The organism is Arthrobacter sp. 05N428_2 (genome assembly GCF_056397065.1).
The window spans coordinates 323,265-348,072 of sequence record NZ_JBFTMR010000002.1 but is presented as its reverse complement, the minus strand read 5'-3'; the positions used below and the strand labels follow the sequence as shown (position 1 = coordinate 348,072).

The following is a 24,808-nucleotide window of genomic DNA, read 5'->3' as shown; positions in this document are numbered from 1 at the left end:
TGCCTGGCGCGAACGCCACCACCCGGTCAGCAYCGAGGAACGCCATGCCACGAGCGCCGAGGACCGGCGGGTCGAATACGCCCCGGACCGGGACGGGATGGCCTGGCTCTCCGCCTACCTCCCGGCGGCCACGGCCGCGGGAATCTGGGACCGGACCACCGCCGCCGCCCGGACCCTGCAAGGCCCGGACGAGCCCAGGACCGTGTCCCAGCTCCGCGCCGACATCGCCGCAGGCTGGCTCCTCAGGAACGGGATGCCCGACAGCCTGACCGGCGTGGCCGGTGGTGCGGGTGGGGGCGTGGCGGGTGGAGTTCCGTCGCCGCGGGCGCAGGTCCTGATCATGGTCCCGGCCCTGTCGCTGCTGGGTGCCACGGAGGAACCGGCGGTACTGGACGGGTATGGTCCGATTCCGCCGTCGATGGCCCGCCGCCTGGTCGCGGACGGCGCCGACTCGTTCTACCGGGTGTTGACCGACCCGCGGGACGGGGCTCCGCTGGAGATCGGACGGACCAGCTACCGGGTCCCGAAGGCCCTGCGGCACTGGCTCCGGCTCCGGGACGGCAAGTGCCCGTTCCCGGGCTGCAACAACACCTCTCTGGATAACGAGGCGGACCACCTGCTGGCGTGGGCCGACGGCGGCACCACCGGAATTTCAAACCTGGGCCAGCCATGCCGCAAACACCACGGCCTCAAACACAGCACCGCCTGGACACCCACCGGAGCGAGTAAAGACCACCCGCCGGGCTGGACCTCACCGGCCGGCCGGCACTACGCCAGCGAACACCAGGACTGGGAACCACCCCACTGGCCCAATGTCTTAATGACGGCGGACGCCGGCCCGGACCCCGGTCCGGACCAAGAACCCGAACCCGACCAGGACCTCGAACTGAAGCTGCTGCCCGAGGACCCCTTCCCGGACTGGTACCTCTTCACGGCAGAGCACCCGCTGTCCGCCGCGGACCCGGACGATCCTGGCTGGCCAGTGACCCTCAAGGACCCCGTCCCGGAGTGTTTCCTGTTCCAACAGGTGTGACCCCTGGAGGTGGGATGTACCGTTTGCCGTCAGCTTGTCGCAATAACTGCCCTAGTAGGCTCATCACACGCGATGAACAGGAGCTGACGTGGGGCAGACGGCGGTAACGGGGACGACGGGAACAGGAACGACGGTCGCCGAGGTGTTGGCCGAACTGGCTGCCCTCGAGGACCCAAAGACCCGCGCGGTGAACGAGAGACACGGCGACGATCACGGCGTGAACCTCGGCAAACTGCGCGCGCTTGCCAAGCAGTTAAAGACCCAGCAGGAACTCGCACTCCAACTCTGGGAGGCGGATACCACCGCGGCGAGACTGCTGGCCATCCTGATCTGCCGGCCCAAGGCGTTCGAAAGCGCTGAGTTGGACACCCTGTTGCGCCAGGCGGACACCCCCAAGGTGCACGACTGGCTGGTGAACTACGTAGTGAAGAAGAGCCCGCACACCGAGGAGCTGCGCCTGGCCTGGTTCGCCGATCCGGAGCCGGCGGTCGCCAGTGCCGGCTGGGCGCTCACCACCGAGCGCGTGGCGAACAAGCCCGAGGGCCTCGACCTCGCCGGACTGCTCGACGTCATCGACGCAGAGATGAAGGACGCCCCGGATCGCCTGCAGTGGGCGATGAACCACTGCCTGGCTCAGATCGGCATTGAGCATCCCGAGCATAGAGCTCGGGCCATCGGCATCGGTGAACGCTTGCAGGTACTCAAGGACTACCCGACGCCGCCGAACTGCACCTCCCCGTTCGCGCCCATCTGGATCACCGAGATGGTGCGCCGCCAGCAGGACACGTAGGCCGGCCCCTCGGAACCGCCGGACTGCGCCGAATCTCTTGCCCTCCGCGGCCGCTGCGGGTATGAGGGAGGCATGGGTTCGCAACGAGACGTCCTCCGCGGCCGCGTGGCGGTCGTGACTGGTTCGACACGCGGTCTGGGATTCGCCATGGCACGGCGGCTGGGACATCAAGGAGCGGCGGTGGTTCTGGCGTCCAGGTCCGACGACGACGTCGCGGCCGCCGTCGAGCGGCTGCTCGCGGAAGGGATTGCTGCGTCCGGACGCCGCTGCGACACCGGCGAGTTGGCCGACGTCGAGGCCCTGCGCGACGAGGCCCTCAGCCGCGGAACGCTCGACATCTGGGTCAACAACGCCGGCACCTCGGGCGTCTTCGGGCCGACGGCATCCACTCCGATCGACGACTTCACGCGCGTGGTGCGCACGAACATCCTCGGCACCTTCCACGGCTCGCGGATCGCGCTGCCAGTGTTCCTCGGCCAAGGCCACGGCGACCTCGTCAACGTCTACGGCCAAGGCGACCGCGGGCCGGTGGCGCTGCAGAACGCCTATGCGTCGAGCAAGCGATGGGTCCGCCAATTCACCGAGACGTTGCGGCGGGAGACGCAAGGCACCGGGGTGCGGGTGCACGGCCTGAACCCGGGTCTGGTAACCACGGACTTGCTGGGGCACGTCAGGTCCCAAGCCGGGTACGAGCGTCGGCTGGGCGGTCTGCAGGTCGTCGTCGGGCTCTGGGGCCAGACCCCCGACGCCGCCGCGCGTCCGCTCCTGGACCTGGTAACCACGGACGCAGCGGAATTCCGCTATCTGACCAAAACGACCATGGTGTCCAGCGGAGTGCGCAACGTGCTGGCCGGGCGCCTGCGCCGCGCCAACCGTATGCCCCTGGACGTCACCGTTCTCGACACGGACCGCTCAGACTGACCGGGACGCGACTTTCTTACGGGGCGCAGACCCATCCTTCCGCGGGTCGAAGGACCGTTCAGCCCGACCGGGGCGTGAACTGGCTGGCAGTGAACTCCGCTCCTTGGGGGTCCCGGATCAGTGCCGTCCGCGTCCACTCAGTGTCGCTTTGGCTCAGGACCTGGGCGCCGGGGCGCGTGGCCTCCACCACCGTCCGGTCCCGGTCGGCAACGGTGAACGAGACGTGCCGGCGCTGCAGCAGCAGGGCGCCGGGCAGGGCTGATTGGCTCGTCTCCGGCTCCGATCTCGGTTAGAGTAGAGGTGCGTAGGGGAGTATTCCGAAGCGCTGCATACGTCAACACGTCGGGCACCGAAGCCTGGCCGGGTGCAGCGGCCAGCCGGACGGCGGGCGGAGAGACTTACGAGGCTCACTGCTACCCTCCCTACGAAAGCAGGCACCCGTTGACTGTTTCTCCCCTGATCTGGGGCATCACGATTGTGGCCATTCTGGCCCTTCTGGCCTTTGACTACTTCTTCCATATCCGCAAGGCCCACGTTCCCACGTTGAAGGAAGCGGCCATCTGGTCCGGCCTCTATGTGGGCCTCGCCCTCATCTTCGGCGTCCTCGTCCTGATCTTCGGCGGCTCCGCCATGGGTTCGGAGTATTTCGCCGGGTACATCACCGAGAAGGCCCTGTCGGTAGACAACCTGTTTGTCTTCCTGATCATCATCGCCAGCTTCCGCGTTCCCCGCGAGGACCAGCAGAAGGTGCTGCTGTTCGGTATCGTGTTTTCGCTGATTGCCCGCACCGGCTTCATCTTCCTCGGCGCGGCACTGATCAACTCTTTCGCGTGGGTCTTCTACGCCTTCGGCCTCATCCTGCTGATCACGGCGGGCAACCTGCTCAAGCCCGAACCGGAGCACGGCGGCGAAGCGGACAACTTCATCATCCGCCTGGCCCGCAAGTTCTTCCACACCTCCGATCACTACGACGGCGACAGGCTGTTCACCATGGAGAACGGCAAAAAGGTTCTGACCCCGATGCTGCTGGTTATGGTGGCCATCGGCGGAACCGACCTCTTGTTCGCCCTGGACTCGATTCCCGCCATCTTCGGCTTAACCCAGAACGTCTACGTTGTCTTCACCGCCACGGCGTTCTCGCTGATGGGCCTGCGCCAGCTGTACTTCCTGATCGACGGCCTGCTTGACCGGCTGATCTACCTCTCCTACGGTCTGGCGGCGATCCTGGCCTTCATCGGCGTCAAACTGATCCTGCATGCCCTGCACGAGAACAACCTGCCGTTCATCCACGCCGGCCAGCCCGTTCCGGTCTTTGAGATCACCACCGGCCTGTCCCTGACCGTCATCATCGGCGCGCTGTTCATCACCGTGCTGGCGTCGCTGCTGAGCAAGGCAGGCAAGGCACAAACATCCATCAACAACGCCCGCCGGCATGCGGTCAGCTACCTGGACCTGGAATACACCGCGGATCCCGCCGAGCGCGAGCGCATCTACGGCGCATTGCTGGAAGAGGTCCGGCAAATCGAACAGATGGACCCGAAGTATCGCAACAAGGCCAAGGATGTAGACACCATCCGCGCCGAGGTGGCCGAAGCACACCGGCAGCACGAGCAGTACCTCGCCCGGTAGCCTGGCCGGATGCGGCGGCGCAGCTTGCGCCGCCGCCGGATCGTGTCGAGCTCGACGACGACGGCGGGTGCCTTACCGCAGCTCAGGCCCGAGTCGCCGGGTCGGCTGCGGCCGCTTCAGCCGATGCGCTCCGCCAGCGAGACGATGATGCCCTCCGGACCGCGCACGTAGGCCGTCCGCCAACTGTGCTCGTACTCGCCGACACCTCCGACCAGCCCGTAGCCCTCCGAGGTCAATGGTGATGCCGATATGGTCAAAAGGCCGTACCGGTGACATTGGGGTCTCCCATCCTGGACGTGGATCGTAGTGCTCAGCCGTTGCCGCCCGCTGAAGCTCGGCCGTTGGCCAATCACACCTTTTCAGCGTCTCGGTCGTGTGGCTAGGCTTCGAAGAAAACGCGGTGAACTAGCCGCACACGGAAGGAACGCTCGTGCTGGATTCCAGTGTCGACAGAGTGGCACGCTCCTATATTGAGGCCGTTGGCTCCCACGACATGGCGGCCGTCGGCAACCTGCTCGATGACGATCTCGCGGCCACTTTCGCCGGCGCCACATTCGGCAAGGAAGGCTGGACCACGGCGCTCAAGCGCCTTCTCCCGGTGCTGGTTAGAAACGAGGTCCGGGAGGTCTTCACCTCGGAGGACCGTGCCTGCGTCGTCTACGACTTTGTCACCGACACGGCTGCTGGCGCTGTCCGGTGCATCGAACTGTTGACCATCGAGGCTGGCAAGATCCGCGACGTCGAACTTCTCCTGGACAGGGTCGCTTTCGCTCCCGTCAATGAGACGCTGAAAACCGCCAACGCCCGGCGCGGTCAGATCCGGCCCTGAGGGCGTTCAGTATTCACCCTTGATCACGAAGTAGGAGCCGCGGATAACGCCCGCCAGCTTCGATTTTTGGCGGGCAAACTTGAACTTGGATTCCAACTCCTCCGGAACATCCATGCCGTCCGCGAGTTTGAATCCCACAGCGCGTTTCCCGCCGTCCTCGATGCTGTACATGACATTGATCGACAGCCCTGACTCGTAGAAAACGTAGTCCATCCGCAGGCCGTCAACTTCGAAGGAGGTTGCTTCGAGCGGGCGGGAGCCGATGACGATGTCGCGCTCGTCCCGGAGGACTCGGCTGACCCGTTCGACCGTTTCTGGGACCTCGCCGGCGGGGCTCACCGTAAAGGCGTGGTCGTACTTGTTTCGGTAATAGCGGGCCTCGTTGGCACGCAACCCGGCGAGGGCCTCGGCGACCGGCGACGATTCCACGCCGACAGTAGAGACGTCCTTGAAGTCAACGGTGTACGGCATGCATCCTCCTGGTAAGACCTGTTTGGGACCAATGCTAACGCGACGACGGGTTAGTGCCGCGCCGGCCCGAACCATCTGGCCAGCGCGTCCTCCAGCCCCCGCGGGGTCCCGTCTCCCGTCCATGCCACATGCCCGTCCGGCCGGATCAGCACGGCCGCAGGTCCGCTGACTGAACCGATCACCGGAAGCTCCCACCCGCCGTCGTACGTGGCGTCCACCAACTGAACCCGATCTGCCCACAGCCCCGGGCCGATGCTGCCCGGCGCGCCGAGGTTGAGCAGCACAGCCCGGGCGTCGTGCAGGAGGGTGAATACGCGCAGCGTGCCGTTCGCGGCGACGACGTCGAGATCGGGCATCCGGCGCCCGAGCAGCGGGTGCCCCTCACCGAGGTCATACCGGACGTCCAGGCCGGAGATGAGCCCGGCCAGCTGCTTCCGGGCCGCATCGATTGTCAGCAGGCCGGCTACGGTATCGGCCAGCGCGCCGATCCGAGGGTCGGCGCGCTGCATGACCGACTGAGCCATGGTGTGCTTCAGGGCCCGCGCCCCGGCGGGGTGCCGCTCGGCGTGGTAGGTGTCCAGCAGGCTGTCCGGCGCAGTGCCCTTGACCACCTCGGCGAGCTTCCAGCCGAGGTTCACCGCGTCCTGGATGCCCAGCCCGATCCCCTGCCCGCCCGACGGGGCATGGATGTGCGCGGCGTCCCCGGCCAGCAGCACCCGGCCGCTGCGGTAGGCCGCGGCCTGCCGCGTCGCGTCGGTGAACCGTGAGATCCACGTCGGATTGTGGATCCCGAAGTCGGTGCCGTAGATGTCGGTCAAGGCCTTGCCGAGATCAGCCAGGCTGGGCTCGACTGCCGGTCCAAGCCGCTTCTCGGTCACCACCACCCGCATGGTGCGGCCGTCCTCCATCAGGTGCAGCCCATGGATTCCCACCTCGTCGATGCGGGCGCCCGCCGGCGTCTCCTCGGTCACCTCCACTTCGGCGATCAGGCTGCTACGCGTCGCGTCCCAGCCGGGGAATTCGATGCCGGCTGCCTTGCGGACAGCACTTCGCCCGCCGTCGGCGCCGACCAGGTAGAGCGCACGCATCGTCCCGCCGTCGGCGAGGTGTACGTCGATCCCACCGTTGTCCTGGGCAAAGCCCGCCACCTCGGTCCCCCGGCAGACCGGCACACCCAGCTCCTCGATCCAGCCGGCCAGGATCCGCTCAATATGGTTCTGCCACAGACCAAGGGTATAGGGGTGCCGGGTAGGAAAGTCGCTCACATCCAGCGTCGTGTTCCCGAAGAATGCCGCCTGGACGGGTTTGCCCTCGGCGAGGAACCGGTCGGCAATTCCGCGCTGATCGAGGATTTCGATGGTCCGCGAGTGGAATCCTCCCGCACGCGAGCCCACCAGCTCCGGCGTCGGGCGACGCTCCAGAATCGCCGTGTCTACCCCGGCCAAAGCCAGCTCGCCGGCCAGCATCATCCCAGTCGGACCGCCTCCGGCAACGATCACATCCACCATCACAACCCCGGCCTCTCCATGCCGTGTCCCTTCGCCCCTTCCGGGCACGTCTGAGCCAGTGTGCGGCATGACGGGGGCCTTGCCGCAAGCCCCCTTGCGCGGGATAGATTGGAAGTAGAGGGGACAGGAAGCGCTATCGTGGTGCCATGCCGAGCCAACTAACTTCTCTTGCCATCGACGCGATCCGGCCCAGGGTGGTCGCCGACTTCTGGTGCGCCGTCCTCGACTGGCAGGTTGTCGACGAGGATACAGACATCATCAGCATCGCGCCGCGGGATGAAACCAGCCCTTCCATTGATGTGATCGCCGTACCCGAGGGCAAGACCGTCAAGAACCGGCTGCATTTCGACCTGCGGGCCGACGGCGTGTCCACCGGCGAGGAGTTGGAGCGCCTGCTCGCCCTGGGCGCGGTCCGGACGGATATTGGCCAAGGGCCGGATGTCAGCTGGGTGGTCCTGGCCGACCCGGAGGGCAACGAGTTCTGCCTGCTGTCCCGGTCCGTCCAGGACCTTGAGCGAGAACAGGGCCTTCAACCCTAAGGTTTCCCCTACTCCCCTGTGCCCTCCCCTCGGAGCGGAATCAGTATTTGTAGAAGCCCTCGCCCGTGGCGACGCCGAGCTTGCCCTTATCGATGTAGTTGGTCTTCAGGTACTGCGCGAAGGCCTGCGACCCGGCGTTCGGGGAGGACGAGGCGATGTTGTACGCGGTGGTCAGGCCGACGACGTCGTAGATCTGAAACGGTCCGCTGGGCGCTCCGGTGGCAATCCGCCACGTTTTGTCGATTGTCTCCGGGCTGGCGACCCCCTGTAGCAGCAGCCCGGCGGCCGCATTCAGCAGTGGTACCAGCAGCGAGTTGAGGACGTAGCCGGCTTTCTCCTTCTTGATCTCGATCGGCTCCAGCCCGCTGTTTCGGGCGAACTCGACGACGGCGTCAAACACTTCCGTGTCGGTCTCAGCCGTCCCCATCACCTCGGCGATGTTCTGCGCCCAGATGTTGTTGGCGTAGTGGATGGCGAGGAAGCGGTCCGGGCGGCCGGTGGAATCTTTGAGGTCGCTGGGCAGCAGAGTCGACGAGTTCGTCGCGAAGATGGTCCTGGCCGGGGCGAGGCCCGCGAGCTTGCGGTAGACGTCCCGCTTGAGTTCGAGCAGTTCGGGGACCGCCTCGATCACGAGGTCTGCGTCGGCGACGGCGTCCGCCAGGTCGGCGGTGAGGCGGAGGTTTTCCAGGGCTGCCTCGGCGTTGCCCTCCGAGGCGCCGGCTACCTTCGCCTGGTAGATGCCGGCGAGCCGGGCGAAGCGCGCCCGCGCCTTCTCGAGGGCGTCGTCGTCAATGTCGTAGGCGGTGACCGCGAATCCGTGGAAGGCGGCCTGGTAGGCGATCTGGGAACCGAGCACTCCGGTGCCGAGCACGGTCAAAGTTTTGATGTGGGGCATTCGAGTTCTTCCTTTCGACGCGGACGTTACCGGCGCCCGGGATTGACGGAACCGTAGATGCTGCGGATCCAGATGGTTGACAACACGTCCAGGGCGCTGGACTCCTCGATCGCGGGACTCTCCCGGTTGAGGACCGCAGTGATCACCCGTTCGTTCATCAGGTTGAGGCTTACCGCCAGGTCGTGGGGGTCGGTGCCTTCCGGCGCAGCGCCGCGCGCTTGCTCGGACCGGATCACGTCGCTCGAGAAGTCGACCCAGGACTGCATCGACTTGGACCAAAGCGCCCGGACCTCCTCGTTGCGGGCCCTCGCTGCGATTGCCGCGGTGGCGACGCCGCGGTGGGCCACGAACACCTCGACGAACATGCCGATCGAACGCGTCCAGGCTCCTACGGGGTCGCTCGCGAAGTCCCGCGGCAAGTCGCCGACGCGGTGTTCCACCTCGGTGATAACGCGATCCAGAAGGGCCAGCAGCACATCGTCTTTGGACGAGAAGTAGAAATAGAACGTCGGACGGGAGATGCCCGCGCCCTTGGCCAGCTCCTCGATCGAGATCTCGTCGAAGGCCCGCTCGCCAATGAGCGCCTCGGCGGTGATAAGGATCGCGTCCTGGCGCTCATCCCCCGAAACCCTTGCAGTACGTCTGCCTCGTTGAGCCATGGGCCTATCCTAGCGCGGCCTATCAACACACTGTTGACTCTCTCGACTTTGAGTCGATAACGTGGCCTGATGAGCGAGCACGTGGATGTGTTGATTGTCGGAGCAGGGTTGAGCGGCATCGGTTTTGCCAGCAGGCTGAAGCGCGAAATGCCGGGGAAGAGTTTCGCCATCCTCGAGTCGCGGGGTGCGGTGGGAGGAACCTGGGACCTCTTCCGGTATCCGGGCGTCCGCTCCGATAGCGACATGTACACCCTCGGTTACTCCTTTCGGCCTTGGGCCGGGGCCAAAGCGATCGCCGACGGCGATTCGATCCGCGAGTACATCGAGGCCACCGTTGCGGACGAGGGCCTCGCATCCCAGATCCGGCTGAATCACCGGGTCGTGTCGGCGGAGTGGTCAAGCGAAACCGCACTGTGGACCGTCACCGCGGTCCAGACGTCGGCCGGCGAATACCGACCGGACGACGCCGAATCCGGTGCCGGCGAGCCGGTCACGTTCACCTGCTCGTTCCTGTCCGTGTGCTCCGGCTATTACCGCTATGACGAGGGGTTCACCCCGGCCATCGAGGGGGCGGAGACCTTCGCCGGCTCGATCGTGCACCCGCAGCACTGGCCGGCGGACTTCGATTACGCGGGGAAGAAGGTGGTTATCATCGGCAGCGGAGCCACCGCCGTGACGCTGGTGCCGTCGATGGCGAAGTCTGCCGCCAAGGTGACCATGCTGCAGCGCTCCCCCACCTACATCGCCCCCGTGCCGTCGCGGGATCACCTGGCCGACCGCCTCCGGGGCAAGCTGCCGGCGCAACTGGCGTACGACGTCGTACGGGTCAAGAACATTCTGTTTTCGATGTTCACGTACCAGCTCAGCCGACGGCGGCCGGAAACGATGAAGGCAATCCTCCGCAAGTCGGCCATCGCCAAGCTGCCGGAAGGGTTTGCGGTGGACACGCACTTGGCGCCGTCGTATCAGCCCTGGGACCAGCGGCTCTGCGCGATCCCCAACGGCGATCTCTACCGTGCGATCAGCGCAGGCACCGCCGACATCGTGACCGACCAGATCTCGCGGATCACCCCGGACGGGATTGCCCTTGCTTCGGGTGATTCGATACCGGCCGACGTGATTGTCACCGCGACCGGACTGAACCTCCTGGTGATCGGCGGCATGACGCTCACCGTCGACGGCGAGCCCGTGGACACCGGGACGACCTTGACCTACAAGGGCATGATGCTGGAGGGCGTTCCGAATTTTGCGCTCACCATCGGCTACACCAACGCTTCCTGGACCCTGAAAGCGGACCTGGTGGCAGGCTACATCTGCCGGCTGCTGAAGTATCTCGACCGTCAGAACCTGCAGTGGGTGGCGCCCAAGGCACCCACGAGCGTCGCAAACGGCGTCCTGAGTTCGCTGATCGATTTGAAGGCCGGCTACATCCTGCGCGGCGCGGGCGAGCTGCCAAGGCAGGGCTCACGCTCACCCTGGCGGCTGCACCAGAACTATCTGCGCGACTTCGCCCTGCTCAGGGCCGGCAGGCTGACGGACCACGTTCGGTTCGGCCGGCGCGGGCAACGGGTGCAGGCTTCCGGACCGCTAGCCCCGGCAGCGGCCCGGGATCCCCTCGAACTTCCCGGAACAGGACACATCGACGTCGACGGCGCACGGCTGCGCTACCGGAAGACCGGCAGCGGGGACCCCGTGCTGCTGTTGCACGGCATCGGCCAGAGCCTCGAAGACTGGACCGAGCAGCACGAGCGCCTCGCGGCACGGCACACCGTCTACAGCGTTGACCTGCCCGGCTTCGGGTACTCCGACCGGCCTTCCGGGCGGGCCACCCTGGCGAGCCTCGCGGGCGCTCTCCCGGGTTTCCTTGACGCTCTGGGGGTGCACGGACCGCTGCCCGTGATGGGCAACTCGCTCGGCGGGGCCGTCGCCATGAAGCTGGCTGCCGACCACCCCGACCGCGTCTCCGCCCTGGTGCTGGCGAACAGCGCCGGGTTCGGCAAGGAGGTCGCGCTGGTGCTGCGCCTGCTCGCGGTCCGGCCGCTCGCGACAGTGCTCATGCGCCCCGATAAGAAAGCATCACTGCGCACCGTCCAGTCCCTCTTCTACGACAAAGCGCTGGTAACCGACGCCCGCGTTGGCCATGCATTCGCCTTGTCGCAACAGTCCGCGCACCGCCAAACGCTCCTCGACATCGCCCGCGATCTGGGGACCATCTCCGGGGTTCGGGCCGAATGGCGGTCGGCACTCATTGACACCCTGGCGAAGTCGGACGTTCCGACGCTGGTGGTGTGGGGCGACCGGGACCACATCCTTCCGTTCGGCCACCTTGAGGCAGCTGTCACGGCGTTGCCCCGCGCCGAGCAGCACGTCTTTTCGAACACGGGACACATGCCGCAGATTGAACGGCCCGACGAGTTCGCCGCCGTGGTTGAAGAGTTCCTGTCGCGGGTCCCCGCGATCCTGTCCGGAAGCGGTAGCTCTCGCTAGACTGACCTTGCGCCACAAAAGACGCAGGCTTCGACAATTTCACAACCGGCACCGCGCACTCCCGGGGGCGCCCGCCGTCGACAGAGGGAGACCCGCTGTGGAGAGTCCTACACCGGCGAATGCGGACAACGTACAGCGGCAGTTGGCGATCTTCGATGTTGTCAAACGGGCTCCCGGGAAGTCCCTGTCGGAGATCAAAGCAATGCTCTCCAAGGCATTCGCCGAGCGCGGGCTGAGCCGGCAGCCGGGACCATGGCTGGACGCAGTGGCGTCGGATGCGGCATTCGGAAAGACGTACATTGTGGACCTTCCCGCCGCAGTTGCCGCCGACAGCATAGAGACAGTTCCCGACCAGCACCTCGAGGCCGCACTCCAGGAGCGGCGTGTCCTCAGGTCCGAGGGCATCACCGAAAGCCAGAAATACGAGGGGCTACTGCCGGCCGGGGATCAGGATCGAAGCGACGGCAAAGTTGCGCGCCCGGCTTGGACTTCGGATACGGCTCGGCGTCGGCAGCTGGCTCTATTCGCCGGCGCCCTGGCACTGGCTCTGGCGGCTGTCGCCCTCGGCACGGTGCGTCGCCGCGGATAAGTCACCACCGGATCATGACGTCGGAAGCGGACGGCGGCGGCGGAGCAACTCGGTTGCCCCATATCCCGCGGCCAGCACAAGAACGCTTCCCAGCCATCCAACCGCCAGGAAAAACTGCACCATCTTGTCCCTGTCCTCGTAGGGGGTGAGGGACTGCCCGGCGACGACGACCTTGCCCGCCGCCGGCCGCGCGACAACCGCCATCCGCAGGCCCGGCTCCGGCTCCCACGTCACAGCATCGGAACCGATGTCCCGGGCGGACTGCAGCACGCCCGGGGGCAGGACGGGAAGCGTTCCATGAAGATTGACCGTCCCGGACACCGGCTGGTTGTCCGCGCCGTACACGATGACAAAGACCCCGGTGTCCGGTGTCAGCTCCAGCCGCGGCGCGGTGAGCGTCTCCGAACCGAGCTGCTGAACCTCTGCCGAGGCCGCCGCCGCAGGCGCCGCATTGGCTGAGCGGCGGCCCAGCTGCTGGAGCGAACCATAGACGCTTCCAAAGATGAGCGTGACGATGATTGCCGCCGTCAGCCAACCAATAACCCTTCGCATGACTCCATCATCGGGCATTGGGCGCCAGGTGCTTGAAAACGGCTGAAGAAGCTTCCTGAGGGATCGACTGCTGGTCATCCAGTCCCGGGCCGCCTCACGAGTTAGCCTCGCGATGCCCCGTCACCCTGGCGCTGCGGCGGCTTGGCGGCGATTGATTGAGCCGTATAGGAGTTGAGGGGCCGCCCGGTGCCCCCGTAGGCGAGATCCAGCACGACCAGTCCTTTGCGCTCAAGGGCGCTGAGGTAGCGGGCGGCTGTAGGCCGGCTGACGCCGAGTTGGTCGGCTATGTCCGCCGCGCCAATTGGGTTTGGCGAGCTCCGGACGGCGTCGAAGACTTTTTGCATGGTCGGTTGAAGCCGGTGCTGCGGAGCCGCCGCAGGCTCGACAGCGGCCCGGCGCAGGTTGAAGAGGGTGTCAACCGTGGACTGATCTCCGCGTACAGCGGATTCCAGTTCGTGGCGCCAGCGCCGGTAGGCATCGAGCTGGAGGCGCAGTTGGTCGAAGCTGAAGGGTTTGACCAGATAGTAGACGGCTCCGCTGCTCATGGCTGATCGGACCGTGTTCAGATCACGTGCGGCGGTGATGATGATCGAATCAATCTGGGTGCCGGCAACTTGAAGTGAGCGCAGCAGGGAAATCCCGTTTTCGTCGGGCAGATGGACGTCCAGCAGGAGTAGCTCCGGCTGCAGACGTTCGATCGCTTCGCGGGCGGCCGCGGCAGTGTAAACCTCCCCTACGCACTCGAAGCCATCCACCCGTGCCAGACGTGAGGCGTGAATGCGTGCCACCCGGAAGTCGTCGTCGACTACCAGCGTTCTAATCATTGAACTTCCTCGTCGTTCGGTCCGGGGGCCCGCGGATCGGCTGGGAGCCATACTTCAAAGTGTCCTCCCGGGCCGGGAAACACATCCAGGGTGCCGGCTGCTCGGCGGACGATCCGGCTTACCAGGGCCAGTCCGATCCCGCGCCGCATGCCGGGCCGGGCTTCCTTGGTCGTGTAACCGTCAACCAGGACCTGGTCAATAGTATGGGCAGGAACTCCGGCGCCGTTGTCGCGAACCGCAATAAAGACGCCGTCCGCGTCATCCAGTTGGATGGTCACGAGTCGGGGCATCGGAGTGTTGGCGAGCGCGTCCACTGCGTTGTCAAGAAGGTTGCCCACAATTGTCAGCAGCGAATGGGGGCTAACAGTTGTCTGATGCAGCCGGGAATCCTCCGTCACGCTAATGAGCACGTCCTGCTCTGCTGCCACGGTGATCTTGGCCAGCAGCATGGCTGCGAGCTCCGGCGGCGCAATTCGTCCGCGCAACCCCTCCCCGAGCGACCTCGACGTGTCGGAGATCTGGGAAACGTAGTTCCTGGCCTTCGAATGCTCACCCATTTCAAGCAACCCCGCCACGACGTGCAACCGGTTGGCATATTCGTGCTCCAAGGCACGCATCGCGTCCATCAGTCCGTGCACGGAGTGAAGGTCCCGGATCAGGGCTTCTGTCTCAGTGCGGTCCCTAATGGTCACTACCGAGCCTATGCTCCTGCCGGCGAGCACCACCGGCATTCGGTTGACGACAAGAAGGGAATCCGCCGTCAACGCAACCTGGTCTGCGCCCGGCAAAGCCCCGGTCAGTAAGTCCCTCAGCCGGCCCGGAGGGACCAGATCGGTCACCGGTTTACCCACGACGGCGGCCTCAACTTTGAGCAGTCGACGTGCCTCCTCGTTGATCAGTGTCACCAACCCGTCGTCGTCCAGCCCGACGACGGCCTCCCGGATTCCGTGCAACAACGCCTCGCGTTCCTGCAGCAGCGAAGCAATTTCCGCAGGCTCCAAATCAAATGTGACGCGTTTGATTCTGCGGGCCAGCAGGAGCGAACCCAGAACGCCCAGCGCCAGGACCGCGGCCGAGAATCCGACGATGAGCCAGGCCTCCTGGATCTGGTCGCCTTGCTCCGTTGTGACGAGGATGCCAACAGAAACCTGACCGATGATTGACCCGTCACCGGATCGAACGGGCACCTTCGCATTCGCGGACGTGCCCAGGCTTCCGGCATTCACCCCCAAGTGCGTTTGTCCGTCAAGGACTGCCACCGGCTCTTCGAGCTGCTGTCCGATCAGGGCCGGATTCGGGTGCGAAAATCGGACGCCGGAACTATCAGTGACGACGACGTAGGCCGGCTGGGCGGCATCGACCACGCCTGCCGCCAGCCACTGGATCGTGTGTTGCGGATCCCCGGCCTGCAGCGCCGCACGTACCTGGGGCATTTGCGAGACGCTGGCCGCAATGCCCAGGGCCCGCAGTTGGTACTGGCGGTCCAGGGACTGGTTGCTGATCAGGGTGAACACCATGCCGCCCATGGTCACGGTGAGGACCAGGATGGACAGCATCCAGACCAGGATCTGCGCGGTCAACGTCCGAGTGCGTCCGTGGCGGACAAGGGACGCCCAGGCGCCGCTCCAGCTCACCCGAGCCCGCAGGCGGGGACACCGGGGCCACCGGTCCGGGGCGACGTCGTCGTCGTGCACAAAATGCACGAAACGTGCAACATCGCGGCTTTGTTGCACAAGTTACTCAAGCGTTTCTTCACCGGTCATCTCTTTCTAAGGTCGACAAAGCTTATGTGATCCACTTCACGCAAGCCAACGAAGACGAAGAGAGGATTCGAGTGACGACGGTGTCCGAATCACGAACGAACGGCCGGACGGCGGCAGCTGCCACGTCCCCGGCAATAGAAATGACGGCAGCAACAAAGAGATTCCGTACCCCGGACGGTTCCAGCTATACCGCCTTGAACAACCTTGATCTGCGCGTGGAACGCGGAGAGTTTTGCGCGATTGTGGGGCCGACGGGGTGCGGCAAGTCAACATCGTTGACCTTGGCCGCGGGAATGGAAAAAGCATCCGAAGGGTCGGTGCGCGTCTTCGGGAAGGAGGTTGACGGGATCACCCCCAACGCAGGATTCATGTTCCAGACGGACGCGATCCTGCCGTGGCAGTCCGTCCTGGAAAACGTGGCAGCAGGCCCCCGGTACCGGGGCGTGCAGAAGAATTCTGCCTACCGGGATGCCCGGGACTGGATTCGCAGAGTCGGGCTTGCCGGCTTCGAGAACAACTACCCCCACCAGCTCTCGGGGGGCATGCGCAAGCGCGTGGCTCTTGCCCAGAACCTCATCAACGAGCCCGAGCTCTTGTTGATGGATGAACCATTCAGCGCCCTCGACGTGCAGACCCGCGCCAAGATGAGCACCGAGCTGCTCACCCTGTGGGAGCAAAGCAAACCTGCCGTCGTATTTGTCACGCATGACCTCGAGGAGGCTATCGCGCTGGCCGACAAGGTGGTTGTCATGACGGCCGGACCGGCTGCCGGTGTGAAGGCAACCTTCCACATTGACTTGCCGCGGCCGCGCGTTGTGCAGGAAATCCGCTTCGACAAGAAGTTCATCGACATCTACCAGAACATCTGGGAAGCCCTGCGTGAGGAAGTGGATATTGCCTATGCCCAGACAACCCGGAGCGCCAAGCCGGACAGAACGGACGCCGAATGACCATGACAAGCCTGGACAAAACTGCCACCGCGCCGGAGGAAAAGCCCCGGGCCGCCCCGCAAGGTTCCGGGGGACGAAATAGATTTGCCTCCCGACGCCGGCTCACTGTGCTGGGGGTCCAGTTCGGCATCGTCATACTGCTCCTGGGCAGCTGGGAGCTGCTGGTCCGGGCCGGAGCCCTGGACGCCCTGCTCTACGGGCAGCCGAGTCTCATTGTGAAGCAGCTCTACATCTGGGTCACCGAGGGGACCGACAACGGATCCCTGGGCCAGCAGATCACGGTAACCATTGAAGAGGCCCTCATCGGCTTCTTCATCGGCACGGCTCTCGGCATAGTTTTCGGGGTCGCGATGGGACGGATCCAGTTCCTGTCCGAGGTGATCGGCCCCTTCCTCAAAGTCATCAATGCCGTTCCGCGCATCGTGCTTGGTTCCTCCTTCGTCGTCATGTTCGGCCTGGGCCTGATGTCCAAGGTCATGTTGGTCATCGTCCTCGTATTCTTTGGCGTCTTCTTCAATGCCTTTCAAGGCACAAGGGAAGTCGACAAGAACTTCATTGCAAACGCGGAGATCCTCGGAGCCAGCAAGTGGCAAGTGACGCGCCAGGTGGTCATCCCCTCTGCGTTCTCGTGGATCATCGCCAGCCTCCATGTGGCATTCGGCTTTGCCCTCATCGGGGCCATCGTCGGAGAGTTCCTGGGCTCGCAGGAGGGACTTGGCAACCTGATCCGGCAGGCCCAGGGCAACCTGAACCAGAACGGCATCTGGGCCGCCATGGTCATCATGGCCGTCGTCGCGCTCATTGCCGAGTGGCTAATTACCAAACTGGAAAACCGGCTGCTGCGCTGGCGCCCGCCCCAGCACAGTGCGGCAGCAGAAGCCTGACCGCATCACCTTCCATACACCGTCCTTTAATACATCGTCGCGGACCTGTTAGTCCGCGGCACCAACATCTCAAAGAGGAGAACAATGTCTACGAAAAAGTGGATCGCCGGAGCCGGCGTCGCCGCAGCCCTGCTGGCAGCGATGACGGGCTGTGCCAACACAGCCAGCACGGCCGGGCAGGCACCGCAACAGGCCGGAGACGCCAACGGCCAGCAGGTCAAGATCATGGTGGGCGGCTTGAACAAACAGATCTATCTTCCCTTCAAGCTCGCCGACCAGCTGGGCTACTACAAGGATGCCGGCCTGAACATCCAGCTCTCCGACGAACCGGCCGGGGTTGACGCGGAGACAAACATGATCTCCGGCCAAGTCGACGGTGTGGGCGGATTCTACGACCACAACCAGGTCCTGCAAGCCAAGGGAAAATCCACTGAGGCCGTCGTGACGATGCTCCAGGTCCCCGGCGAAGTCGAACTTTGCCGGACCGACCTCAAGGACCAGATCAAATCAGCAGCGGACTGGAAGGGCCGCAACCTCGGCATTACCGACCTCGGATCCTCCACGGATTACCTGACCCAGTACATCGGCCAGAAAAACGGCGTCGCCCCTTCGGAGACCCACCGCATCGGCGTCCAGTCCGGCGGCACCCTCATTGCCGCGATGGACCACAAGAACATCGACTGCGCTATGACAACGGAACCCACAGTTTCGCAGCTGGTCAGCACCAACAAGGCCTTCATCCTCTACGACTCCCGGACACTGGCCGGTGCGCAGCAGACCTTCGGCGGGGCCTACCCGGCGACGTCGTTGTACATGACCAGCGACTACGTGGCGGCGCACAAGGATGTCGTTCAGAAGCTGGCCAACGTCTACGTCAAAACCCTCAAGTTCATCCAGGACCACACAGCTGCTGAAATCACTGACAAGGTTCCCGCCGACTACTACGCGGGTGTCGGCAAGGATGCCTACATCAAGGCACTGGACGCAGAAAAGGGCATCTACAGCCCCACCGGCCTCATGCCCACCGACGGTCCGAAGATCGTCAACGACGTGCTGCAGACCAACGCCGAGGTCAAGGGCAAGACAATTGACCTGGAAAAAACGTTCACGAACGAATTCGTGCAGGCCGCCAAGTAAGGAACAGTAAACCGCCAGTCAGCGTCTGGCACGACGGCGGCCACGTCCCTGGACGTGGCCGCCGTTCTGCAGCAGTTCGTGCTGGTGAATTGTGCCCCGGTTAGACCTTCTCGTCGACACGGTCACCGACGGGTTCTTTGGTGGGGCGTTCGCTGCGACGGCGCGGGAAGGGCCAGAACAGCATGCCTTGCCTCTGCGTCCGAAGCTCCGAGCGGTCCTCCGGTTTCGCCTCGCTGTGGGTTTCAGTCTTCCGGGCGGTTTCCTTCTCGTAGCTGCGCCCGAAGTCCTTGTTGGATGAATAGCACATCGTGTACCTCCTTTAGCGGCTGCCCTTTAATCGTCCTCCCAAGATGCTCGTGAGTCGACACCCTGCCCGGAGGCAATTGCCCGGGGTCCTCGGCTGGCCGTTGAACGGCCGTCGGCGTATTCTGGGCACAGGTTTTGAGCGCACTAGCTGGTCAGAAAATGGCGCCGAAGAAACGACTCGGATCTCGTTTGGCCGCGACCCTTTGGAGGGTCATCGGGCTCTGGATAGTGAGTGCGATCTGCGGTGTCCTGGCGGCCAGTCTGGCCATCCCCGGCGTCGCTGCCGCCGGCCTCGCTGTCAGTGGGTCGATCACCTTCTTCAACAATCTCCCGTCCGCACTGGAGGTTGATGCGCCGTCGCAGGCGACCAGGGTACTGACCGCGGACGGGAAGCCGATCGCAACGTTCTTCGCCGAAAACCGCGTGAAGGTGGGGCTGGACCAGATGTCGCCGTACATCAGGGATGCCATTGTCGCGATCGAAGACAGCCGCTTTTACCAGCACGCCGGCGTCGACCCGCAAGGAGTTCTCCGCGCTCTCGCATTCAACCTGATCAACGGGGGCAGGCAAGGCGCCTCCACGCTGACCCAGCAGTACGTCACCAACGTCATCAATGAGTCGCTGTTGTCCGCGGACAAGACCGATCAAGTCATCCTCAGCGGGCAGAAGAGCATCGGCGACAAGGTGCGCGAGATGAAGCTGGCCATCGCGCTGGAAAAGAAGTACACCAAGGACCAGATCCTGGAGGGCTATCTCAACATCGTGTTCTTCAACCGGGACGCCTACGGCATAGAGGCCGCAGCCCGGCATTTCTTCAGCACCACCGCCAAGGACCTCACGCTGCCGCAGGCCGCCCTGCTGGCCGGCCTGGTCAACAGCCCCAGCTACTATGATCCCGCCACCAATCCGGGAAACTCCCTCAAGCGGCGCAACCAGGTTCTGGACAAGATGCTGGGCGAGGGGAAGATCTCCCGCGCCGATCACGACGCCGCCGTCGCCGCGGGCGTGGGGCTGAAGCTCGAACCCGCAAGGCAGGGCTGTTCAGCGGCCGACACGGCACCGTACTTCTGCGACTACATCGCCCACCTGATCCTCAACAACCCGGCCTACGGCGTCGACGCGACGGATCGGGAGAAGAAGCTGTACCGCGGCGGCCTGACCATCACCACCACGCTGGACAGCAGGCTGCAGGGCGCCGCGCAGGCGCAGGTCGATGCCACGGCCGGGGCCAATCCGGATAAGTGGGGTGCGTCCCTGGTCTCCGTCGAACCGGGCAGCGGCAAGATCCTTGCCATGGCGCAGAACACTGTGTTCCTTCCCGAGCCGGGGAAGTTTGATACGCAGCTGAACTTCAATGTCGACGCCAAGGACGCCAACGGGAATGACCTCAATGGCGCTGGCGGATTCCAGCCAGGATCCACGATGAAGCCGTTTACCTTTGCGGAGTGGCTCAATGAAGGTAAGTCCATGGTGGCCGTGGTGGACGCCTCCCGGCGGACCTATCCGCTGGACTTTCCCTGGCGGTCCAGCTGCGGAAAGGTCCTTGGGGCTTATGACACGGCGCAGAGTGCCCTCGGCGCCGCGGACGACCTGCAGAACAATGACGAGGGCTACTACCGCAGGATGCCCGTCAATTACGGGCTCTACAACTCCATCAACACGGCGACCTTCGCGGAAGCCACCCAATTGGACTTTTGCGGCATCCAGAAGATGGTGGATACCGTGGGGCTGCACAGCGGCGTGGATAACGCCCAGGTGAACATGCACCAGCTGGGCAACCTGCTGGGCGCCATCGGCGTCGCCCCGCTGCACCTGGCCAATGCGTTTGCCACGTTTGCCGCTGACGGCAAGTACTGCGCCCCGATCGCCGTCGCCGCCGTAAAGGATGCAGCGGGACGGGACCTCCCGGCACAAGTCAGCGAGTGTCGCAGCGCGGTCAAACCCGAGGTCGCCCGCGGCGTGAACTCGGTACTGCAGGACGTGCTGAAACGGGGGTCCGGAATCTACATCGAACCCAAGGTCCAGGACCATGTGCCGGCTGCGGCCAAGACCGGCACCTCCAACACCAACGGCGCCACCTGGGTGGTCGGCTACACGTCCGGGCTCGCCACTGCCTCCTTCTTCGGGGACACCTTGGCAGGCCAGAAACGGCCGGGCCAAAATGTCACCATCAACGGCAAGTTCTACAAGGCCATTGACGGCTACATGCTCGCCGGTCCGCAGTGGGCGAACTACATGCTGGAAGTGGCAGGACTCTACCCGGCCGCGCCGTTTCCTCCGCCGCCCGAGTCCATGACCAAGCCCTAAGCTGATGCCGTGAACAAGAACCGCCTGGAGGCCTTCAGCGATGGTGTACTGGCCATCATCATCACGATCATGGTCCTGGAACTGAGGGCGCCGGGGGAACCGACCTGGGCTGGCTTGGCCGCTATCCTGCCGACCTTCCTCAGCTACCTGCTCAGCTTCGTCTACGTGGGGATCTACTGGAACAACCACCACCACATGATCCACCTGGCCGACACGGTCAACGGATCAGTCCTGTGGGCCAACCTGCACCTGCTGTTCTGGCTGTCGCTGTTCCCGTTCAGTACCCGCTGGATGGACGAGTCGGGGTTCGTCGAGGTACCGGTGCTGGTCTATGGAATCAACCTGCTCTGCGCAGCCGTCGCCTACTTCGTGCTGCAGCAGACGCTGATCCGCCGGCAGGGCCGGGACGGCGCGCTTTCACGCGCGATCGGCCGGGACTGGAAAGGCAAAGCGTCGCCGCTGATCTACCTCGCCGGTATCGCTGTGGCGTCCGTGCAGCCGCTGCTGGGGCTCGCGATGTACACCGCGGTGGCCCTGATCTGGCTGGTGCCGGACCGCAGGGTTGAACACTTCGTCACGCAAGCGGCCCGCGGCGGTAACGGTGACCGGAGTCCGCGGGCCTAGGTCAGGGTCCAGGAGCGCTTTGACAGGCCGAACCAGAACCCGTCGATCGCGGTCTTGGCGTGCAGGTCGCCGGATTCGTAGGCTGCCCCGAGCGCCACGTACAGCGGCGCCCAGTGTTCGCTGCGAGGGTGCGCTTCGCGGGCTGCCGGGGCCTTGTGCAGGAAGTCCAGGATGGAGTCGACGTCGCCGCGCGCCATGGCTTCCTCTGCCCAGTGGTCGAACTCACGGGAGACCGACGGCGGGGTGCTGTCGGGTCCGCCGGCGGGGTTAAACCAGCGCAGGTTGTGCGTGGTGAAGCCGGACCCGACGATCAGCGTGCCGCGGTCGCGCAGCGGCGCCAGCGACTTGCCAAGATTGAACAGGCCCTGCGGATCGAGGGTGGGCATGGACATTTGCACCACCGGAACGTCGGCGTCCGGGAACATCTCCTTGAGCGGGACGTAGGCGCCGTGGTCCAGGCCGCGGCTCTCATCGCGCTCGACGTGGTGGCCGTGGCCGGCCACGAGCTTCTCCACCTCGGCGGCCAGGACGGGAGCCTGCGGAGCGTCGTAGGTGACGTCGTAGTACTTCTGCGGGAAACCGCCGAAGTCGTAGACCAGTCCCGGGTTCCGCCCGGTGGCGCTGAGCGTGACCGGGGCGTTTTCCCAGTGGGCGGACACCATGAGGATGTCTTTGGGCTTGTCGAAGGTCCCGGACCAGTCGTTGAGTTGGCGGGTCCAGGTGGCGTCGTCCGCCAGCGGGGGCGCACCATGGCTGAGGAAGAGTACCGGCGGGCGATCGAGTGTCTGTGTCATGACATCAGCGTAACTGATTTTACTTGAAGCTTCAAGCTCTTTTCTTTGATTCCTCGCGCCCGGCGACGACGAAGCGCACCGCGGACCGACTCCGGCCCGCGGTGCGTGTGCATCGCTTCATTCCGGGGACGTCAAGGGCCTCGTCGACCTGGATCGATGCGCCCGGCATCATCAGGTGAGGGTGGCCCACCATGAGACCGACGGTCTGGTCGATAGTCTCGGCATCGATGATGGAGTACCCACCCGCCCATCCCCGAGCCCGCCGCGGATGTCCCCGACGGCGTGGTGTCGTGCCCGATTCCCAGGGGGTTCCCATATCGGTGAGGTGCTCCCCGGTCCGAGCCGCCGCCGGGGTGTCAGCCGCGCTCCGAGCCGCGCAGCGGCGCAGTGGCGAATTCCCGCATGCCGTCGTCGAACCCGATCATGGCTGACCAGCCCAGCTCGCCCCTGATCCGCTCCGATGACGCGGTGATGTGCCGGATGTCGCCGGCACGGTAGCGGCCGGTGACCACCGGAGCCGGACCGCCGCTGAACGCGCTGAGGGCAGCGGCTACCTGGCCGATGGTGTGAACGGCATCAGCGCCGACGTTATAGGCCCGGAAGTGCCAGCGGTCCGAGCGGGATTGGGTGCCGGATTGAGGGCCGAGGGCTTCGGCGGCGAGGATGTTGGCGGCAGCCACGTCCCTGACGTGGACGAAGCTGCGGCGCTGGGCGCCGTCCTCGAAGACCTGCGGCGCCTCGCCCCGGGCCAGGGCAGAGCGGAACAGTGATGCCACCCCGGCATACGGGGTGTCACGCGGCATCCGGGGCCCATAGACGTTGTGGTACCGCAGTGCGATCGCCACGCCTCCAACCTCCCGCGCCCAGGCAGACGCAAGGTGCTCCTGGCTCAACTTGGAGGCGGCATAGACGCTGCGCGGATCCAGCCGGGCCTCCTCGGTGAGGAGCGCCGGGGTCAGGATCGATCCGGTGTCCGGGCTGCGCGGGTCAAAGACGCCCCCGCGCAGGTCCTTCTCGGTCCGCGGGCCGGGCCGGACCGGCAGTCCGGAATCCGGGTCCGTGTAGGCGCCCTCGCCGTAGACCACCATCGAGGAGGCCAGCACGAAGCGGAGGATCCGATGCTCTTCCATGGCCGCAAGCAGAACCGCCGTCGCGTAGTCGTTGTTGCGGACGTAGTCCGGCGCGTCGACAAAACTGACCCCCAGCCCCACCTTCGCGCTCTGGTGGCTGACGACGTCGATTCGATCCAAGGCGGCGCGCATGATCACAGGATCCGCGACGTCGCCGGTGAGAAGCTCCACCCGTGGGTCAAATCTGGGCGGAACCGGGTGCGTGCTGGGATCCAGGGAGTCCAGGACCCGCACCCGCCAGCCCTTCGCCAGGGCGGCATCAACGATGTGCGAGCCGATGAAGCCTGCCCCGCCGGTGACGAGGAGCCTCACCGTTGCTCCCGCGCACCTGCAGCAGGATAAGCCATGATCCGGTTCACCGCGGCAGGGTCCATCAGCCGGGCCGGAGTGTAGTCGTCCCCAATTGTCCCGACTGCTGCTGCCAGCACTGCCAGAATGGCTGGTTGGGCGTTTTTGAGCCGGTCAAATACGGCGTCGGCGGTGACCGGGTCCGAGCCGTCGTGGCCGGTGTCCGAATCGGTGATGTAGGCCAGGGTGGCGTAACCCATGTTCAGTTCGGCGGCCAGGACTGGCTCCGGGTATTGGGTCATGTTGATGATGTCGGCGCCGGCGGCCGCATAGCTGGCGGATTCCGCCCGGGTCGAGAAACGCGGCCCGTTGATGACCACCACCGTCCCTGCCGGTGCGTGCGCCAGCTGCAGGTCCGCGAGCGCCGCGGACAAGCGTCTGCGCAGTCCGGAGCAGAAGGGCTCCGACGCCGGCAAGTGCTGCACTCCTGCCGGTTCGGCGCCTGCGGGCGCCGTGCCGTCGAAGAACGTGTCAGCCCGTCCCCACGTCCGGTCGATCAGCTGGTCGGGCACCACGAACGTCTCCGGCCGGTACCCGGCCCGCAGCCCGCCCACCGCCGATGAGGAAATAACCGCCTCCACGCCGAGGCTTTTGAGCGCCCACAGGTTGGCGCGGTAGTTGATCGTCTGTGGCGGGAGCGAATGACCGGCGCCGTGCCGGGGCAGGAACGCGACGGCGCGCCCGGCTACCTCGGCCAGCGTGACGGGCCCTGAGGTGGCCCCGTAGGGGGTCCGGATAACGACATGCGCCCGGACGGCGGCTCGCGGGAGCCGGTAGGTTCCCGAACCGCCGATGATTCCGATGCGGGCCCGGGATCCTGCAAGGCCTGTTGCTTCCAT

25 protein-coding genes are annotated in these 24,808 nt (G+C 65.2%); 13 read left to right on the top strand and 12 right to left on the bottom strand.

Going from position 1 to position 24,808, the window contains the following annotated elements; genetic code table 11:
- The 3 genes from AC1DGI_RS03340 to AC1DGI_RS03330 all read left to right on the top strand — a co-directional run.
- The coding region (locus AC1DGI_RS03340; protein WP_476897757.1) for an HNH endonuclease signature motif containing protein at window positions 1-1,033 on the top strand (1,033 nt) is incomplete at its 5' end.
- Between the two features lie 88 nt (window positions 1,034-1,121).
- Window positions 1,122-1,823 carry a DNA alkylation repair protein gene (locus tag AC1DGI_RS03335; RefSeq protein ID WP_476897756.1) on the top strand — a complete coding sequence of 234 codons (702 nt, stop codon included), beginning with the start codon at window positions 1,122-1,124 and terminating at the stop codon, window positions 1,821-1,823.
- Between the two features lie 72 nt (window positions 1,824-1,895).
- Window positions 1,896-2,744, top strand: a complete 849-nt coding sequence (locus tag AC1DGI_RS03330; protein ID WP_476897755.1) for an SDR family oxidoreductase — start codon at window positions 1,896-1,898, stop codon at window positions 2,742-2,744.
- A 58-nt stretch (window positions 2,745-2,802) separates the two neighbouring features.
- On the opposite strand, the gene AC1DGI_RS03325 is transcribed toward AC1DGI_RS03330, so the two are convergent.
- Window positions 2,803-2,982 (bottom strand): VOC family protein, encoded by a 180-nt coding sequence (locus tag AC1DGI_RS03325; protein ID WP_441401899.1) that lies wholly within the window; start codon window positions 2,980-2,982, stop codon window positions 2,803-2,805.
- Between the two features lie 203 nt (window positions 2,983-3,185).
- Here AC1DGI_RS03325 and AC1DGI_RS03320 point away from each other — a divergent pair, with 203 nt between their 5' ends.
- The gene (locus AC1DGI_RS03320; RefSeq protein WP_476897754.1) at window positions 3,186-4,373 is read left to right on the top strand and encodes a TerC family protein; all 1,188 of its coding nucleotides are present in this window, start codon (window positions 3,186-3,188) and stop codon (window positions 4,371-4,373) included.
- Window positions 4,374-4,803: 430 nt separating this feature from the next.
- Window positions 4,804-5,202, top strand: coding sequence for a nuclear transport factor 2 family protein (locus AC1DGI_RS03315; RefSeq protein WP_476897753.1), 399 nt, complete (start codon window positions 4,804-4,806; stop codon window positions 5,200-5,202).
- 6 nt (window positions 5,203-5,208) lie between these two features.
- Here the strand turns inward: AC1DGI_RS03315 and AC1DGI_RS03310 are convergent, their stop codons facing one another.
- Window positions 5,209-5,673 carry a phage tail protein gene (locus AC1DGI_RS03310; protein WP_476897752.1) on the bottom strand — a complete coding sequence of 155 codons (465 nt, stop codon included), beginning with the start codon at window positions 5,671-5,673 and terminating at the stop codon, window positions 5,209-5,211.
- A 50-nt stretch (window positions 5,674-5,723) separates the two neighbouring features.
- Window positions 5,724-7,181, bottom strand: a complete 1,458-nt coding sequence (locus AC1DGI_RS03305; protein ID WP_476897771.1) for an FAD-dependent monooxygenase — start codon at window positions 7,179-7,181, stop codon at window positions 5,724-5,726.
- 146 nt (window positions 7,182-7,327) lie between these two features.
- Here AC1DGI_RS03305 and AC1DGI_RS03300 point away from each other — a divergent pair, with 146 nt between their 5' ends.
- Window positions 7,328-7,720 carry a VOC family protein gene (locus tag AC1DGI_RS03300; protein ID WP_476897751.1) on the top strand — a complete coding sequence of 131 codons (393 nt, stop codon included), beginning with the start codon at window positions 7,328-7,330 and terminating at the stop codon, window positions 7,718-7,720.
- A gap of 40 nt (window positions 7,721-7,760) precedes the next feature.
- Here AC1DGI_RS03300 and AC1DGI_RS03295 read toward each other — a convergent pair whose 3' ends face one another.
- Window positions 7,761-8,615, bottom strand: a complete 855-nt coding sequence (locus AC1DGI_RS03295) for a 3-hydroxyacyl-CoA dehydrogenase (RefSeq protein ID WP_476897750.1) — start codon at window positions 8,613-8,615, stop codon at window positions 7,761-7,763.
- A gap of 26 nt (window positions 8,616-8,641) precedes the next feature.
- A complete protein-coding gene (locus AC1DGI_RS03290; RefSeq protein WP_476897749.1) occupies window positions 8,642-9,274 on the bottom strand; it encodes a TetR/AcrR family transcriptional regulator in 633 nt (210 codons plus the stop codon).
- A 69-nt stretch (window positions 9,275-9,343) separates the two neighbouring features.
- Between AC1DGI_RS03290 and AC1DGI_RS03285 the strand changes: the two genes are divergently transcribed.
- Entirely contained in the window at window positions 9,344-11,761 is a 2,418-nt protein-coding gene (locus AC1DGI_RS03285; RefSeq protein WP_476897748.1) for an alpha/beta fold hydrolase, read from the top strand.
- Window positions 11,762-11,858: 97 nt separating this feature from the next.
- Entirely contained in the window at window positions 11,859-12,350 is a 492-nt protein-coding gene (locus AC1DGI_RS03280) for a hypothetical protein (protein WP_476897747.1), read from the top strand.
- Window positions 12,351-12,362: 12 nt separating this feature from the next.
- Here the strand turns inward: AC1DGI_RS03280 and AC1DGI_RS03275 are convergent, their stop codons facing one another.
- The 3 genes from AC1DGI_RS03275 to AC1DGI_RS03265 form a co-directional block, all read right to left on the bottom strand.
- Entirely contained in the window at window positions 12,363-12,902 is a 540-nt protein-coding gene (locus tag AC1DGI_RS03275) for a hypothetical protein (protein ID WP_476897746.1), read from the bottom strand.
- Window positions 12,903-13,003: 101 nt separating this feature from the next.
- Window positions 13,004-13,726 carry a response regulator gene (locus AC1DGI_RS03270; RefSeq protein WP_476897745.1) on the bottom strand — a complete coding sequence of 241 codons (723 nt, stop codon included), beginning with the start codon at window positions 13,724-13,726 and terminating at the stop codon, window positions 13,004-13,006.
- A complete protein-coding gene (locus AC1DGI_RS03265; RefSeq protein ID WP_476897744.1) occupies window positions 13,723-15,306 on the bottom strand; it encodes an ATP-binding protein in 1,584 nt (527 codons plus the stop codon). The genes AC1DGI_RS03270 and AC1DGI_RS03265 overlap by 4 nt, the downstream gene beginning before the upstream one ends.
- Window positions 15,307-15,434: 128 nt before the next feature.
- Between AC1DGI_RS03265 and AC1DGI_RS03260 the strand changes: the two genes are divergently transcribed.
- The 3 genes from AC1DGI_RS03260 (at window position 15,435) to AC1DGI_RS03250 (ending at window position 18,460) form a co-directional block, all read left to right on the top strand.
- Window positions 15,435-16,439, top strand: coding sequence for an ABC transporter ATP-binding protein (locus AC1DGI_RS03260; protein ID WP_476897743.1), 1,005 nt, complete (start codon window positions 15,435-15,437; stop codon window positions 16,437-16,439).
- Window positions 16,436-17,323 (top strand): ABC transporter permease, encoded by an 888-nt coding sequence (locus AC1DGI_RS03255; protein WP_476897742.1) that lies wholly within the window; start codon window positions 16,436-16,438, stop codon window positions 17,321-17,323. The genes AC1DGI_RS03260 and AC1DGI_RS03255 overlap by 4 nt, the downstream gene beginning before the upstream one ends.
- Before the next feature lie 84 nt (window positions 17,324-17,407).
- Complete coding sequence (locus AC1DGI_RS03250) at window positions 17,408-18,460, top strand: ABC transporter substrate-binding protein (RefSeq protein ID WP_476897741.1); 1,053 nt, start codon at window positions 17,408-17,410, stop codon at window positions 18,458-18,460.
- A gap of 100 nt (window positions 18,461-18,560) precedes the next feature.
- On the opposite strand, the gene AC1DGI_RS03245 is transcribed toward AC1DGI_RS03250, so the two are convergent.
- Window positions 18,561-18,767, bottom strand: a complete 207-nt coding sequence (locus tag AC1DGI_RS03245; RefSeq protein ID WP_476897740.1) for a hypothetical protein — start codon at window positions 18,765-18,767, stop codon at window positions 18,561-18,563.
- Window positions 18,768-18,925: 158 nt separating this feature from the next.
- On the opposite strand from AC1DGI_RS03245, the gene AC1DGI_RS03240 reads away from it, so the two are divergent.
- Together AC1DGI_RS03240 and AC1DGI_RS03235 are read left to right on the top strand one after the other, a co-directional pair.
- Window positions 18,926-21,073, top strand: a complete 2,148-nt coding sequence (locus AC1DGI_RS03240; protein ID WP_476897770.1) for a transglycosylase domain-containing protein — start codon at window positions 18,926-18,928, stop codon at window positions 21,071-21,073.
- A 9-nt stretch (window positions 21,074-21,082) separates the two neighbouring features.
- Complete coding sequence (locus AC1DGI_RS03235) at window positions 21,083-21,697, top strand: TMEM175 family protein (RefSeq protein WP_441403388.1); 615 nt, start codon at window positions 21,083-21,085, stop codon at window positions 21,695-21,697.
- On the opposite strand, the gene AC1DGI_RS03230 is transcribed toward AC1DGI_RS03235, so the two are convergent.
- From AC1DGI_RS03230 to mtnP, 3 genes are all read right to left on the bottom strand, one after another.
- Entirely contained in the window at window positions 21,694-22,491 is a 798-nt protein-coding gene (locus tag AC1DGI_RS03230; protein ID WP_476897739.1) for a dioxygenase family protein, read from the bottom strand. The genes AC1DGI_RS03235 and AC1DGI_RS03230 overlap by 4 nt on opposite strands.
- Before the next feature lie 356 nt (window positions 22,492-22,847).
- Entirely contained in the window at window positions 22,848-23,933 is a 1,086-nt protein-coding gene (locus tag AC1DGI_RS03225) for an NAD-dependent epimerase/dehydratase family protein (RefSeq protein WP_476897738.1), read from the bottom strand.
- Window positions 23,930-24,808, bottom strand: coding sequence for an S-methyl-5'-thioadenosine phosphorylase (gene mtnP / locus AC1DGI_RS03220; protein WP_476897737.1), 879 nt, complete (start codon window positions 24,806-24,808; stop codon window positions 23,930-23,932). Before mtnP ends, AC1DGI_RS03225 begins: the two co-directional genes overlap by 4 nt.

Bases quoted from the DNA above. Each gene is read 5' to 3' on its own strand.
- AC1DGI_RS03330 (WP_476897755.1), top strand. From the start codon at position 1,896: ATGGGTTCGCAACGAGACGTCCTCCGCGGCCGCGTGGCGGTCGTGACT.
- AC1DGI_RS03310 (WP_476897752.1), bottom strand. From the start codon at position 5,673: ATGCCGTACACCGTTGACTTCAAGGACGTCTCTACTGTCGGCGTGGAA.
- AC1DGI_RS03305 (WP_476897771.1), bottom strand. From the start codon at position 7,181: ATGGTGGATGTGATCGTTGCCGGAGGCGGTCCGACTGGGATGATGCTG.
- AC1DGI_RS03300 (WP_476897751.1), top strand. From the start codon at position 7,328: ATGCCGAGCCAACTAACTTCTCTTGCCATCGACGCGATCCGGCCCAGG.
- AC1DGI_RS03295 (WP_476897750.1), bottom strand. From the start codon at position 8,615: ATGCCCCACATCAAAACTTTGACCGTGCTCGGCACCGGAGTGCTCGGT.
- AC1DGI_RS03290 (WP_476897749.1), bottom strand. From the start codon at position 9,274: ATGGCTCAACGAGGCAGACGTACTGCAAGGGTTTCGGGGGATGAGCGC.
- AC1DGI_RS03285 (WP_476897748.1), top strand. From the start codon at position 9,344: ATGAGCGAGCACGTGGATGTGTTGATTGTCGGAGCAGGGTTGAGCGGC.
- AC1DGI_RS03275 (WP_476897746.1), bottom strand. From the start codon at position 12,902: ATGCGAAGGGTTATTGGTTGGCTGACGGCGGCAATCATCGTCACGCTC.
- AC1DGI_RS03270 (WP_476897745.1), bottom strand. From the start codon at position 13,726: ATGATTAGAACGCTGGTAGTCGACGACGACTTCCGGGTGGCACGCATT.
- AC1DGI_RS03255 (WP_476897742.1), top strand. From the start codon at position 16,436: ATGACCATGACAAGCCTGGACAAAACTGCCACCGCGCCGGAGGAAAAG.
- AC1DGI_RS03250 (WP_476897741.1), top strand. From the start codon at position 17,408: ATGTCTACGAAAAAGTGGATCGCCGGAGCCGGCGTCGCCGCAGCCCTG.
- AC1DGI_RS03245 (WP_476897740.1), bottom strand. From the start codon at position 18,767: ATGTGCTATTCATCCAACAAGGACTTCGGGCGCAGCTACGAGAAGGAA.
- AC1DGI_RS03240 (WP_476897770.1), top strand. From the start codon at position 18,926: ATGGCGCCGAAGAAACGACTCGGATCTCGTTTGGCCGCGACCCTTTGG.
- AC1DGI_RS03230 (WP_476897739.1), bottom strand. From the start codon at position 22,491: ATGACACAGACACTCGATCGCCCGCCGGTACTCTTCCTCAGCCATGGT.
- mtnP (WP_476897737.1), bottom strand. From the start codon at position 24,808: ATGGAAGCAACAGGCCTTGCAGGATCCCGGGCCCGCATCGGAATCATC.